This is a genomic window from uncultured Deefgea sp., assembly GCF_947072475.1.
Taxonomy (GTDB): domain Bacteria; phylum Pseudomonadota; class Gammaproteobacteria; order Burkholderiales; family Chitinibacteraceae; genus Deefgea.
This window is the reverse complement of record NZ_CAMTIA010000005.1, coordinates 72,771-86,252: the sequence shown is the minus strand read 5'-3', so window position 1 is coordinate 86,252 and position 13,482 is coordinate 72,771. Positions and strand designations below refer to the sequence as shown.

Below are 13,482 nucleotides of genomic sequence, written 5' to 3'. Positions count from 1 at the left end.
GAAAATAATCGTCATACCTTATAGCCTCGAATCATTTGACGATTTTCAAAATCAATCCGTAATAAAAAACCTAGTGCTAATAAATTGGCCACAATCCCTGAGCCACCAAACGACAATAAAGGCAGCGTCAAACCTTTAGTCGGCATCACGCCCATATTGACGCCGATATTAATCACGGTTTGCACGCCAATCCAAATCCCAACGCCTTGCGCTGCTAATGATTGCCAATGCCGCTCTAATTTATTGGCCTGTACACCAATCGAAAAAGCGCGAAAAACTAAAAATGCAAATAAGCTAATCACCACGGCAACGCCAATAAAGCCAAATTCTTCCGCAATAATCGCCATTAAAAAATCGGTATGCGCTTCGGGTAAATACGAGAGTTTTTCGACACTCAAGCCCAGACCAACGCCAGTAAATTCACCACGACCAAAAGCAATTAAGGAATGACTTAATTGGTAACCTTTGCCATACGGATCTTGCCAAGGATCTAAAAAGCCTAAAACCCGCGCCCGGCGATAGGGACTAGAAATAATTAAGGTAAAAAAAGCGCCGCCTAAAAACATAATCAGGCCAGCAAAGATTCGCCAACTAAATCCAGCCAAAAATAATATGCCCATCGCAATCGCCGTTACGACAATCAACGCGCCCATATCGGGTTCGGCCAATAATAAGCCACCCACAATGACCATTACAACGCCTAGCGGTAATAAAACCTTAGTTAAGCTTTCCACAAAAGAAGACGTCATACTGCTGTTTTTACGCACGCTATAATCGGCGGCATATAGCACAGCAAAATATTTTACTAATTCGGAAGGCTGTAAATTAATCACAAATAAACTTAACCAGCGCCGACTGCCATTCACCTCACGACCAATACCCGGAATCAACACCAAAATCAATAACACAATACCCAAAATAAATAAAGCCGGCGCATAGCGATGCCATATTTCAGTGGGAATATTAAAAGCCAAAAACCCAGCAAATACGCCAACACCTAAAAAAATCGTATGCCGAATCAAAAAATAACTGGAATTAAATCCGGTATCTCTATCCACCTCAGCCATCGCAATCGATGAGGAATACACCATTACCAAGCCGATGGTCAGCAATAAAGTAACGCACCAAAATAAGCCCCGATCATAAGCGCTCATTTTGGGTTTCATTCGCTGCATCGCTTGATAAAGAATTTGCCGCATTACTGCTCCAACTCTTTTACTGCAGCAATAAATACTTCGGCACGATGCTGGTAATTGCGAAACATATCTAAACTAGCGCAAGCGGGTGACAATAAGACCACATCACCAGGTTCGGCAAAATTACTCGCCACCGAAACGGCCATTTCTAGCGTCGGTAACATCATCACTGGCAAATAATTATCATCGTCATCGGGCAAATAAGCCGATTGCGCTTCGTTTAATACCTCAGCCAAGGCAGGAGCGTCTTTACCAATGAGTAACACCGCACGGCAAATTCGCTCGCAAGCGGCAAATAATGGTGAAAAATCCTGGCCCTTGCCCTCGCCTCCCGCAATCAACACCACCGGCCGCGTCATGCCTTTTAAAGCCGCTTCAGTCGCGCCGACATTGGTGCCTTTCGAATCGTCGTAATACGCCACACCATGAATATCGGCGACAAACTCAACCCGATGCGGCAAGCCTTTGAAGTTTTTCAAGGCATCAAGCAATGGCGCTAACGGCAAACCAGCGGCGCGGCATAAGGCAATCGAAGCCAGTGCATTTACGGCATTATGCAAACCCGCTACCGGTAATTCGGACGCTTTAAGTAATTCAGTTGCGCCATAGCGAAGACTAAAATCACCATCGATTTCAAGCAAGCCATACTCGCCATCAGCAGGGGTATCGGCGCCAAACCAAATTACATCTTGGTCTGAATCAGCCATACCCTTACACCAACCATCTTCACGATTGAGAATTTGCACGCCTTGGCCGTTAAAAATACGCGCTTTGGTCGCAGCGTATTCTTTCATTCCGGCGTAGCGATCCAAATGATCTTCCGACACATTGAGCACCGTCGCCGCCGTCGGCATTAAGGAATACGTGGTTTCCAATTGGAAACTGGATAACTCCAACACCCAAAAATCGGGCCACTCACCACGCGCCTGCCATTGTGCTAATGCCGCCAACACCGGAACGCCAATATTGCCGGCCATCACCGTGGTTTTTCCGGCGGTTTCACACATTTGCGCCACCATTGTGGTCACGGTGGATTTGCCATTCGATCCGGTAATCGCAATCACTTTGCCGGGCTGACCTTGCAGCGCCAAAGCCAATAATTCAATATCCCCAATCACTGGGATGCCGCGCGCAATCGCCGCCACCACTTCTGGCGTAGCCAATGGCACACCAGGGCTGGTAATTAAGACCTCGGCATCGGCAAAGGTATCGACGTTAAATGAGCCCAAACGCAACGCGACCTGTGGCAGTTCAGCTTGAACTTGCGCTAAATTCGGCGGCTTTGGGCGGCTATCGGCCACGGTCACCTGCGCGCCTTGCCCGACCAACCAGCGAGCGGTCGCCAAGCCGGTTTCACCTAAACCGACCACGATACAATGCTTTGCTTTGAGTTCCATTTTTGCTTACCGTAATTTCAAGGTGGCCAAGCCAACCAAGACCAAGAGCATGGTAATAATCCAAAAACGGACCACTACTTGAGTTTCTTTCCAGCCTTTTAATTCGTAATGATGATGCAATGGCGCCATCCGAAACACCCGTTTTCCACGCGTTTTAAAGCTAGCAACTTGAATCATCACCGACAGCGCCTCAACCACAAATACGCCGCCCATAATCAACAACACAATTTCTTGCCGCACAATGACCGCGACCATGCCAAGGCCTGCGCCAAGCGCCAAAGCGCCAACGTCGCCCATAAAAACTTCTGCGGGATAAGCGTTAAACCACAAAAAGCCGAGGCCTGCACCGGCCATTGCCGCACAGAACACCACTAATTCACCCGCACCGGGAACGTGCGGTACCCCCAAATAAATCGCAAATTTTGCATTGCCTGCCACGTAGGCAAAAATACAAAACGCCCCCGCAATCAACACCGTCGGCATAATCGCTAAGCCATCTAAACCATCGGTGAGATTGACGGCATTACTGGTGCCGACAATGACAAAATAAGTCAGAATACAAAAGCCAATCGCCCCAAAGGGATACAAAATTTCTTTATAAAATGGCACGACAAATCCAGTCGTGGCTGCGTCATTGCCAAAGTTCACCAAAAATAAACCGGCACCAATCGCAATCGCCGATTGCCAAAACATCTTGGCTTTGGCGGATAAACCTTTCGGGTTTTTCAGCGCGACTTTTTTATAATCATCCACAAAACCAATAACGCCGGTCGCCAAAGTCACCACCAGTACCAGCCAAATGTATTTATTGCCCAAGTCGCCCCACAACAGCGTCGTCAAACCAATCGACAGCAAAATCAAGGTGCCGCCCATCGTTGGCGTGCCGGCTTTGATTAAATGCGTTTGCGGGCCATCATCACGAACGGCTTGGCCGACTTTCATCTCGGTCAATTTACGAATCACCCACGGACCTAAAGTCCATGAAATCGTTAGCGCAGTAATCGTCGCCAATACGGCGCGTAAAGTGAGGTAATTAAAGACATTAAAGGCACGAACTGATTCGCCGAGCCATTGCATCAACATCAGCAACATGGCTGTGCTCCTTCTAGTTCGTTAACAACATCTTCCATGCGCATAAAGCGCGATCCTTTCACCAACACCATCGATTCGGGCGTCAATGCGGCACGCAAACTCGCGAGCAATTGTGCTTTGCTGGCAAAATGCTGGCCGTGTTCACCAAAAGCGCCCACGGCATGCGCCATGTTTTCGCCGACTGCAAGCAAAGTTGCAATGCCTTGTTGCTGAGCATAAGCACCAATCAAAGCATGTTGCTCTGCGGCATCCGCCCCCACTTCGCCCATATCCCCCAAGACCAAAACACTATGCTCTGCCCCCATCGCCGCCAAAACATCAATCGCCGCGCGCATTGAATCGGGGTTAGCGTTATAGCTATCGTCCAAAATTTGCGCGCCATTGGCGGCTTTTTTGGCTTGTAAACGCCCTTTTACCCCTTGCCATGCCGATAGACCGGCAGCAATATCGGCCAAAGGCACTTGCATTGCTAGCGCCGTGGCCGCAGCAGCCAACGCATTACGCACATTGTGTAAACCCGGCACCGCCAGCTGCACTGATGCCGAACCTAAGGGGGTGAGCAATTGAAACTGACTGCCCAGTGCGCCCAATTCAATCTGCTCGGCAGTGATTTCTGCGTCTTGCAAGCCAAATGACACACATTGATGCTCGCCCGCTAATTGCCGCCACAAGCCAGCAAACTCATCGTCGTGATTAATAATGGCCACGCCATCGGCGACTAAACCGGCAAAAATTTCGCCTTTGGCTTTAGCCACACCGGCCACCGAGCCCAAGGCTTCTAAATGGGCGGCGCCGGCGTTATTGACGACCGCAACGTTTGGGCAAGCAATGCGCGTTAGGTAATCAATCTCACCAAAATGATTCATTCCCATTTCAGCAACGACAAAACGATGCTGGGCATTGAGCCCTAGCACCGTCAGTGGCAAGCCAATATGGTTATTAAAATTGCCTTGGGTTGCGTGCACTTTGCTGGCGTCACCAACGTGCACTGCCAAAATACTGGCCAGCATTTCTTTCAGGCTAGTTTTGCCATTACTGCCAGTAATGGCCGCTAGCTGAATATCGGCGTGCTTTGCACGCCAATACCTTGCCAATTGTCCCAGCGCTTGTAAAGTGTCCGCCACCACAATCCGGTTGCCACTACCGTCCGTTTCAACCAGGGCGGCAACGGCGCCTTGCGCCAAAGCTTGCTCAACAAAATCGTGAGCATCAAAGTGCTCGCCTTTTAAAGCGACAAATAAATCACCGGCGCGAATGTCACGACTATCGGTCGTGACCCGGCTAAAGACCACTTCGGGCGCGCCCGCAAGACGGCCATTGAGCGCTTGCGCGGTTTCCTGCAAATTCAACATCATGACTTCCTTATTACTTTTTTGGCGAGCGCTTCGCTGGCCACTTCAACATCATCAAAATGATGACGCACACCTTCGATTTCCTGATAGGTTTCATGCCCTTTGCCAGCGATTAAAATCACATCATGGGCACTGGCCATTTCAATGGTGTCGCTAATCGCATAACGACGATCCGATTCAATCGCATAGTTGGCTTCACCATTGCCGGGCACCCCTGCTACGCCAGCAATAATTTGCTGAATAATCGCCTGCGGTTTTTCACTGCGCGGATTATCACTGGTAATCACCACCGAGTCGGCCAAACGACAAGCAATCTCCCCCATCAAAGGGCGCTTGCCATTGTCTCTGTCGCCACCGCAACCAAACACGCAATATAAGCGCGCGCCTTGCGGCATCACTTCACGCAAGGTGAGTAAGGCTTTTTCTAAAGCATCTGGCGTATGCGCGTAATCGACCACCACCAAAGGCTTGCCCGAACCACCCAAGCACTGCATCCGGCCTGGCGCCGAACGAATTTGGCCCAGCACTCGGCAAGCGTCATCCAGTGCCACGCCATCGGCGAGCAAGACCCCTAAGCAGGCGAGTAAATTACTGACATTAAAACGGCCTAATAAGGGCGAATTAATCGCGCCCGATCCCAGCGGGGTATCCACCACCAAAGAGAGGCCATCGAGCGAAGATTCAAAATGCTTAACGCGTAAATTGCCATGCTCAAAACCATAGCCATACACTTTGGGGGCGCTGGTAAATTCCAGGAGTTCGCGGCCAAAAGCATCGTCGGCATTAATTACCGCGTTTTGTAATCCATCCCACTGAAACAACTTGGCCTTCGCTGCGGCATACGCGGCCATGGTGCCGTGATAATCCAAATGGTCGCGAGTCAGATTGGTAAAAACGGCCGTTTTGAACGGTACGCCATGCGCACGACCTTGCTCTAAACCATGCGAGGAAACTTCCATCGCCACATGCGTTGCACCACTGGCTTTGAACTTGGCTAACCAGCCTTGCAAGGCCAAAGGATCCAAAGTGGTATGGGTTGACTCGACTAATTCCCCAACAAAACCATTGCCTAATGTGCCTAGAACGCCGGCTTTATTCCCCAATAAATCAAACGCTTGCGCCAACCAATTGGCGATCGAAGTTTTGCCATTGGTTCCAGTAATACCCACTACAGGCATTAGCCCAGAGTCATTACCCATTAAGGCGCAGGCAACAATACCCGCCTGATCACGAAGTGCTGGCACCGCCAAATTGGGGACATGCCACGCGGAATTCCACGTAAAATCGTCCGCCTCCCAAATCACCGCAGCGGCCCCATTGGCCAATGCATCGGCAATAAATTGCCGACCATCGACATATTCGCCACGAAAAGCCATAAACACATCACCGGCTTGCACTTGGCGGCTATCGGCCACCAAAGGACGACCCGATTGCAGCTCAATCAGCGCCGTTAAATCAAAAGCAGGCAATTCCCAACTCGCAGGCTTCATGTTTCTTCCTTTACTTCGGCTTCGGTATTGGGCAAGAAAATATTGCTCGTTGGCGCATCCGGTGGCACACCTAACATCCGCAAACTTCCAGCCACCACATTACTAAAAATCGGTGCTGCAACTAAACCGCCATAACGCATCGCAAAAGAAGGCTCATCGATCATGACGGCAACAATCAAGCGTGGATTTGAAATCGGCGCTAAGCCGACAAAAGAACCCACACGCGCCGTATCCGAGTACTTCCCATCGACTAATTTTTTCGCCGTACCCGTTTTACCGCCGACTCGGTAGCCCACCACTTGCGCCCGAGTGGCCGTTCCGCCAGGCAAGGTCACCATCTCCAGCATCTTGCGTACTTGCTCTGCCGTTTTTGCTGAAATCACTTGCTTACCCGGCGCGGGTGCAACCAATTTGGTAAAGGTCACCGGGTGAATTTCACCATTACCTGCAAAGAGCTGATACGAGCGCGCCATTTGCATTAAGCTCACTGACATCCCGTAGCCAAAAGACATCGTGGCCTCTTCAATCGGCCGCCAATTTTTCCAAGGCCGGATCCGGCCAGCCGCTTCACCGGGAAATCCGGTATGCGGCGCTTCGCCAAAACCAACGTCTTTATAAAAATTCCATTTTGACTCACGGTCCATCATCAAAGCCATCTTCGCCACGCCGACGTTAGATGACTTTTGCATAATGGTTTCCACTGTTGCCGCCCCCACCGCATGATCATCTTTCACTCGATTTGGACCGATGGCCATCGTGCCATTGCCAGTTTGAATCACCGTCTGCGGTGTGACTTTGCCCGCATCGAGTGCCATCGCCACCGTCACCGCTTTCATCGTCGAACCGGGCTCATACAAATCGGTTAGCGCGCGATTGCGTTTATGCGCTGGGTCAATTCGAGCACGGCTATTGGGGTTGTAAGACGGCGCATTGGCTAAGGCCAAAACTTCTCCGGTTTGCGCGTCCAGCACCACAATCGCCCCACCGATGGCGCCCGAGCTATCCACCATGTTTTTCAGCTCGCGATACGCTAGATATTGAATCCGGCGATCAATCGACAGCTGCAATGTTTGTCCTTCTTGCGGCGGCACAATCGTTGAAACGTCTTCAACAATATATCCACGTCGATCTCGAATTACGGTGCGAGAACCGGGCTTACCGGCCAGCATTTTTTCCCGCGTTAATTCAAAACCTTCCTGCCCTTTGCCGTCAATATCGGTAAAACCGACAATATGGGCCATCACTTCACCGGCCGGGTAATAGCGCCGATATTCAGTTTGCGAATACACTCCGGGGATTTTCATCGCCATCAGTTTTTTTGCATCCGTCGGTGAGATATGTCGTTTCACCCACAGAAAATCAGACTTGATTGCTTTGCCTTGCGCGTTTTTTCGTGAGGCGGACAATTTTGTTAACAGCTCTCCCGACTTTAATTGCAAATGCGTTTCTAATTTTTTAACTTCATCCAGCGACAACGGCATCAGCTCATCATCGTTCGCGGGCTTCCAATCCTCGGCACGCTGCTGTCCTGCGGGTAAAATCAGCATGCTGCGTGGGCTCATCCAAATCGACTGAACCGGCGTTGAAATCGCCAACGGTTCACCGTTTCGATCGGTAATCATGCCGCGATTGGCTTCCAGCTTTAAAACTCGGCGATAACGTGCGTCGCCCTGATCTTGTAAAAAACCTTCATTCCACACCTGCAAATACAGGCCGCGACCCAATAAGCCGGCAAACAACAGCATCAAACCACCTAATACTGTCCAGACTCGCCAACGTTCTAACTTAGGGACTACGGCATACTTAGGTCGACGACGGCTTGCCGCCGTTTTTCCAGCTGTCATCATTACAGATCTTTAACCTCAGGTTGCTTCACGAGTTCACCGTGCTCCAAAATAACCTGAGTGCGATTCGAGGGTGCCACTTGCATTTCCAAATTGTGTCCAGCTTCTTGCTCGATCCGCGAATGCATCGCCCAAGTGCTTTGCTCGAGTTGCAACTGCCCCCACTCAACGTCAAGCTTACGAGTGAGTACATCTTCTTTTTGCAACTCAATAAATAGTTTTCGCGACTTATGTCGGCTGGTGATGACCGCCAAGGCGCAAATCACCAAAACCGCCAACAAAAACATATTCAAACGCGTCACAAAGGCCCCGCTGTGCGTGCTGCCACTCGCAAAATCGCACTGCGTGCACGCGGATTGGCTTTAATTTCGATCTCTGAGGCGCGAATCGGCTTACCGATAACCTGCAATGGTGCAGCGGCAATTTCGCTGGCACGAATCGGTAAACGCGAAGGCAAATGATCGCCCTTGGCAGCGTCTTGAATAAACCGTTTGACGATGCGATCTTCCAGAGAATGAAAGGCAATCACCGATAAGCGCCCACCCGTTTTCAGCAAGCGCAAAGCTTGAGGCAGTGCTAGCGACAGCTCCTCAAGCTCACGATTGATATAAATCCGTATAGCTTGGAAGGTGCGCGTCGCCGGGTTCTGGCCCGGCTCACGGGTGCGGACAGCCGTTGCCACGACCTCGGAAAGTTCTCCTGTTGTAGCAAAAGGTTTGCTTGCCCTACGCGTAACAATCGCTGCTGCAACCTGCCGAGCAAACCGTTCTTCGCCATAATCTTTTACCACCTCTGCAATGTCTTTTTCTTCGGCTAAATTGAGCCATTCAGCCGCCGTTTGCCCTCGAGTCGTATCCATACGCATATCCAAGGGCGCATCAAATCTAAAGCTAAATCCACGCGCGCCATCATCCAATTGCGGTGAGGACACGCCCAAATCCATCAATAAACCATCAATTTTCTCGATCCCAAGTTGCCCAAGTGATTCAGCCAACGTGACAAAGCCCTCGTGCACAATCGTGAAACGAGGGTCTGTAATCGTTGCGGCTTCGGCAATCGCATATAAATCTTTATCAAATGCGATTAAACGACCATTGGGTCCTAATTTGGACAAGATCAATCGAGAATGGCCACCACGGCCAAACGTGCAATCCACATAAATGCCATCGGGCTGGATCGCTAGCGCATCCACTGCCTCGTTGAGCAATACCGTGCAATGCACGAAGTTTGTTCCAACCACTTCACTCAAAGCACGATTCCTTCCATATTGTTTTCTAATTCATGTGGATCCATCGCCATCACAGAATCCGTTACCGCATTCCACTTGGCTTCATCCCACAATTCGAATTTATTGCCCATGCCAACCAAAGCAACCGCCTTATTCAGTTGCGCGCGCTGCCTTAAAGTCGCCGGGATTAAAATACGGCCCGCTGTATCCATTTCGATGTCTTCAGCGTGACCCACGATTAAACGGCGTACCGACATTTTTGAGCCAGACAAGGTATTGAGCTGATCTCGAACAGGAATCCATTGCGCTTCAGGGTAAATCAGCAAACATCCCGCCGGATCAATCGTGATGACCAACTGTCCTTCAGTGTTTAGCAGCAAAGCACGATACTTAGCCGGCATCGCTAAGCGCCCTTTACTGTCCAATGAAAGAGATGACACACCACCCAACATGTATGCAGACGCCCCTATTTAGTTCGCTAATGCGATTAAAAAGCCTGTCAATCTACCTGCGGTGCAATTTTAGCGAAAAAGTGACTACAAAAATACACTTTTACCCACTTTACCCCACCGAAACCCACTATAGAGCAAAAAAAAAACTGGCACAAGTTGCGCCAGTTTTTTTATCTTTTGATACAATGACTTAGTTAAAAATATTTTTTATTCATAAAAGTCTTAAAAATAAACACGAAAGAGTCGAAATCTAAGGTGATACATTAAGTCTTGTAAGAAAAAAGACAATACTCAACCGCAACATCCCGACCACCGGACACCCCGTGCACTTTCATTCATGAGCAGCAAGCTACTTTATCTGTGTATATTTTTGCTCACCGCCCATTTTGCTTGGCGTCACCTTCATCCGGCACACCGCAAAGAATTACACCGAATCAGTAAAATTAGCGCCGCGACACTCATCGTCGCCAGTATGATTGCCATCACTTGGCATTTTTTTCGCGCATAAATACGGTTGCCTCACAGCGCTTGAATGCTGGATACGCAGGCCATTGATTTAAATAGACGGGTTGTTTTTACATTCAAACCCTCTGGATCCGTCTCACTTAACAAGCAAAAACAGTGCAGTTAATGCAAAAAAAAAGGCAAAAAAAAAGAGCGCCGATTATGGCGCTCATTTTTGATTTTTTCTTCACTTAAACTGTAGCTGGCAGCAAAGTTTGCTTCATTTTTTGCAATGCTTTAGCCTCGATTTGCCGAATACGCTCGGCCGAAACTTTAAATTCTGCCGCCAAATCATGCAAAGTCAAAGACTGCCCCTCATCGGTCAGCCAACGCGCCTCAATAATACGGCGACTACGCTCATCAAGACCATCCAAGGCCTCTGAAATACCGCTTGACTGTAAACGATCGATCGCAACCCTTGCCATCGCCGCAGTCGGCTCATTATGGCTATCGGCCAGCCAATCAATCGGCGCATAACCATCGTCATCACTATCATCTGCAATCAGCGCAATGTCTTGGCCGGTCATGCGCGTTTCCATCTCAAGGACTTCTTCGGGCTTAACGCCTAAGTCATCGGCGATTTCTTGCGCTTGCTTATGCGTTAATGCCGCAAAGCTGGTTTTCATCGAGCGCAGATTAAAAAACAATTTACGCTGTGCTTTAGTCGTCGCAATCCGCACTAAGCGCCAATTGCGTAAAATATACTCATGAATCTCAGCTTTAATCCAATGCACTGCAAATGAATACAAGCGCACACCGCGTGTGGCTTCAAAGCGTTTAACCGCTTTCATTAAACCAATATTACCTTCTTGAATCAAATCAGCCTGTGGTAAACCATAGCCACTATAACCACGCGCGATCGAGACGACGACGCGCAAGTGGGACATCACAAGCTGACGCGCGGCCTCAACGTCACCGCTTTCTTGGTGTCGTGTCGCCAAATCGTGCTCTTCTTGAGGTGACAGCATAGGTACCGCATTAACGCGCTGAATATAACGTTCAATACTATCGCCAATCGATAATGTTGAAAGTGTCATCGCATTGCCCATCGCTTGAATCTCCTGTCGCAAAACTAAGTTGACTGTAGCATAAAAGATTAGCACTCAAATACTCAGAGTGCTAAATCGCCTCAAATCAGATTTCTATTCAATCACATGCAGATCGCATTGTGCACGGTAATTATTACTATTCAAGTCATAGTCTTAAGCAATCTGCTTAGCGGCATTTAGCGAAATTGATATAAATATCTAGATACTGCCAAGCTCGCGCCAATAAGGCACAACACGGCACTCGCCAAACAGACCACCACAATCGTTAAGGCATCTGGCGCTAATAAACTCACCGATTGCCCATAAGCACTCGCCAGCTCGATGACGGTTGGATTTACATACGCCACCAAGCCCCACACAATCAATACGGCAACCCCACCACCGAGCAGCCCTTGTACCAAAGCTGCATGCATAAAGGGACGGCGAATAAATGAATCGGTCGCACCAATCAGTTTGGCGACTTCAATTTCATCACGGCGCGTTAAGATTTGCATCCGAATGGCATTGCCCGTAATCAGCACCAAGGCCAGCGCTAATAAGCTCGCCAAAACTTCAAAAATGGCGCGGCCTAAGTCGGTAATCCGCGCCAAACGCTCAGCCCAATCGGAATCTAACTGCACTTCTTCGATAATCACGATCGAAGAGAGTTCTTTTTTTAGCGCCTCAAGTCCTGCTGGATCGTTCTCTTTTGCCTGCAAAACAAATGCATCCGGCAGTGGATTTTCTGCCAAGCCAGCGGTTAAATCAGAGGCTCCTAAATTCGCCTGCAAAGCAGCCAATGCATTGGCTTTGGGGATAAATTCAACTTTAAGCCAGCGTGCATCGGCTTTTAATGTCGCCTGCAAACCTTTCACGTCTTCAGCTGTCGCGCTATGCCGCAAAAAAACGGAAAGCTCAGGCTCAACTGAAACTTGATCGCTAATTTGCGAAACACTCATAATCAAAGTCCACAGCGCCAGCGGCAGTGCCGTCGTAATCCCGATCACCAATAGATTCAATAGGCTACCTAAGGGGTGGCGAAACAAGCTACCAATCGTGCGTGTTAGTGCCAACAAATGCAGGCGAAACCAATTTTTCATTATTTTTCCTTGGCTCAACTTTGCCGAATTTAAGCGCAAAACTGCCCATGTTTGAGTCGCAAAATGCGTCGACCATAATCCATCATCAACGATTCATCATGCGCCGAAATCAAAATCGTGACCCCGACTTGATGAAACGATTTAAATAATTCCAAAATATCATGCGCATAATCACTATCTAGATTCGCCGTTGGCTCATCGGCCAGCAAAATCGACGGCCGATGCACCACCGCGCGCGCAATACATAAACGCTGCTGTTCACCCCCTGATAGCGACACGGGATTGAGCTTTTCTTTACCCGCCAAACCCACTTTATCCAGCGCTGCCAAGACGCGGCGGCGACCCTCCATATGATCGAACCCAATAATATCTAGCGGTAAGCGCACGTTATCAAACACATTGCGATCATACAAAATCTTATGATCTTGAAAAATCAGCCCAATATGCCGGCGCACAAACGGCAAAGAAGCACGACTCATCCGCGCTAAATTTTGCCCATTAAGCAGTACCGCGCCGCTACTGGGTTTTTCGATCCCGGCCATTAATTTGAGTAAAGTCGATTTACCCGCCCCCGAATGCCCCGCCAAAAATACCAGCTCGCCATCGGGAACTTCAAAACTTAGATTTTTAATGGCATCAAAACCACCGGGGTAGCTTTTACTGACCTGCTGAAATTGAATCATTTGCATCCTTCATTCTCAAAACGAGCCACCCAAGGGACTTGTGGCCACTGACTCATACCCCAGCAATTGCTCGTTCTGCAACGAGCCACTGTCTGAATGCATTCAGGGATGAAATC

Annotated in this window: 12 protein-coding genes; all 12 read right to left on the bottom strand. The window is 49.2% G+C overall.

The annotated features are described in order from the left end of the window. Nucleotides 1-11: 11 nt before the first annotated feature. Entirely contained in the window at nucleotides 12-1,199 is a 1,188-nt protein-coding gene (ftsW, locus tag Q0V82_RS03415; protein WP_297572705.1) for a putative lipid II flippase FtsW, read from the bottom strand. Beyond that, nucleotides 1,199-2,593 carry a UDP-N-acetylmuramoyl-L-alanine--D-glutamate ligase gene (gene murD / locus Q0V82_RS03410; RefSeq protein ID WP_297572703.1) on the bottom strand — a complete coding sequence of 465 codons (1,395 nt, stop codon included), beginning with the start codon at nucleotides 2,591-2,593 and terminating at the stop codon, nucleotides 1,199-1,201. Before murD ends, ftsW begins: the two co-directional genes overlap by 1 nt. A gap of 6 nt (nucleotides 2,594-2,599) precedes the next feature. Continuing rightward, the gene (gene mraY / locus Q0V82_RS03405; protein ID WP_297572701.1) at nucleotides 2,600-3,685 is read right to left on the bottom strand and encodes a phospho-N-acetylmuramoyl-pentapeptide-transferase; all 1,086 of its coding nucleotides are present in this window, start codon (nucleotides 3,683-3,685) and stop codon (nucleotides 2,600-2,602) included. Next, complete coding sequence (gene murF / locus Q0V82_RS03400) at nucleotides 3,676-5,040, bottom strand: UDP-N-acetylmuramoyl-tripeptide--D-alanyl-D-alanine ligase (protein ID WP_308445213.1); 1,365 nt, start codon at nucleotides 5,038-5,040, stop codon at nucleotides 3,676-3,678. The genes mraY and murF overlap by 10 nt, the downstream gene beginning before the upstream one ends. Continuing rightward, nucleotides 5,037-6,527, bottom strand: coding sequence for a UDP-N-acetylmuramoyl-L-alanyl-D-glutamate--2,6-diaminopimelate ligase (locus tag Q0V82_RS03395; protein WP_297572699.1), 1,491 nt, complete (start codon nucleotides 6,525-6,527; stop codon nucleotides 5,037-5,039). Before Q0V82_RS03395 ends, murF begins: the two co-directional genes overlap by 4 nt. Continuing rightward, a complete protein-coding gene (locus tag Q0V82_RS03390; RefSeq protein ID WP_297572698.1) occupies nucleotides 6,524-8,374 on the bottom strand; it encodes a penicillin-binding protein 2 in 1,851 nt (616 codons plus the stop codon). The genes Q0V82_RS03395 and Q0V82_RS03390 overlap by 4 nt, the downstream gene beginning before the upstream one ends. After that, nucleotides 8,374-8,673, bottom strand: a complete 300-nt coding sequence (ftsL, locus tag Q0V82_RS03385; protein WP_173532988.1) for a cell division protein FtsL — start codon at nucleotides 8,671-8,673, stop codon at nucleotides 8,374-8,376. The genes Q0V82_RS03390 and ftsL overlap by 1 nt, the downstream gene beginning before the upstream one ends. Further along, nucleotides 8,670-9,611: a 16S rRNA (cytosine(1402)-N(4))-methyltransferase RsmH gene (gene rsmH / locus Q0V82_RS03380; protein ID WP_226764680.1), complete on the bottom strand. Its 942-nt coding sequence runs from the start codon at nucleotides 9,609-9,611 to the stop codon at nucleotides 8,670-8,672. The genes ftsL and rsmH overlap by 4 nt, the downstream gene beginning before the upstream one ends. Nucleotides 9,612-9,616: 5 nt before the next feature. After that, nucleotides 9,617-10,051: a division/cell wall cluster transcriptional repressor MraZ gene (gene mraZ, locus Q0V82_RS03375; protein ID WP_297572695.1), complete on the bottom strand. Its 435-nt coding sequence runs from the start codon at nucleotides 10,049-10,051 to the stop codon at nucleotides 9,617-9,619. Between the two features lie 695 nt (nucleotides 10,052-10,746). Beyond that, nucleotides 10,747-11,592 carry an RNA polymerase sigma factor RpoH gene (gene rpoH / locus Q0V82_RS03370; protein ID WP_297572693.1) on the bottom strand — a complete coding sequence of 282 codons (846 nt, stop codon included), beginning with the start codon at nucleotides 11,590-11,592 and terminating at the stop codon, nucleotides 10,747-10,749. A 188-nt stretch (nucleotides 11,593-11,780) separates the two neighbouring features. Continuing rightward, nucleotides 11,781-12,683, bottom strand: a complete 903-nt coding sequence (ftsX, locus tag Q0V82_RS03365) for a permease-like cell division protein FtsX (protein WP_297572692.1) — start codon at nucleotides 12,681-12,683, stop codon at nucleotides 11,781-11,783. 29 nt (nucleotides 12,684-12,712) lie between these two features. Continuing rightward, nucleotides 12,713-13,366, bottom strand: a complete 654-nt coding sequence (gene ftsE, locus Q0V82_RS03360; RefSeq protein WP_297572690.1) for a cell division ATP-binding protein FtsE — start codon at nucleotides 13,364-13,366, stop codon at nucleotides 12,713-12,715. Nucleotides 13,367-13,482 lie beyond the last annotated feature (116 nt).

What these genes read in the sequence shown, in the direction of transcription:
- ftsX (WP_297572692.1), bottom strand. Translation starts at nt 12,683, where the DNA reads ATGAAAAATTGGTTTCGCCTGCATTTGTTGGCACTAACACGCACGATT.
- mraZ (WP_297572695.1), bottom strand. Translation starts at nt 10,051, where the DNA reads ATGTTGGGTGGTGTGTCATCTCTTTCATTGGACAGTAAAGGGCGCTTA.
- murF (WP_308445213.1), bottom strand. Translation starts at nt 5,040, where the DNA reads ATGATGTTGAATTTGCAGGAAACCGCGCAAGCGCTCAATGGCCGTCTT.
- rpoH (WP_297572693.1), bottom strand. Translation starts at nt 11,592, where the DNA reads ATGACACTTTCAACATTATCGATTGGCGATAGTATTGAACGTTATATT.
- ftsW (WP_297572705.1), bottom strand. Translation starts at nt 1,199, where the DNA reads ATGCGGCAAATTCTTTATCAAGCGATGCAGCGAATGAAACCCAAAATG.
- murD (WP_297572703.1), bottom strand. Translation starts at nt 2,593, where the DNA reads ATGGAACTCAAAGCAAAGCATTGTATCGTGGTCGGTTTAGGTGAAACC.
- Q0V82_RS03390 (WP_297572698.1), bottom strand. Translation starts at nt 8,374, where the DNA reads ATGATGACAGCTGGAAAAACGGCGGCAAGCCGTCGTCGACCTAAGTAT.
- mraY (WP_297572701.1), bottom strand. Translation starts at nt 3,685, where the DNA reads ATGTTGCTGATGTTGATGCAATGGCTCGGCGAATCAGTTCGTGCCTTT.
- Q0V82_RS03395 (WP_297572699.1), bottom strand. Translation starts at nt 6,527, where the DNA reads ATGAAGCCTGCGAGTTGGGAATTGCCTGCTTTTGATTTAACGGCGCTG.
- ftsE (WP_297572690.1), bottom strand. Translation starts at nt 13,366, where the DNA reads ATGATTCAATTTCAGCAGGTCAGTAAAAGCTACCCCGGTGGTTTTGAT.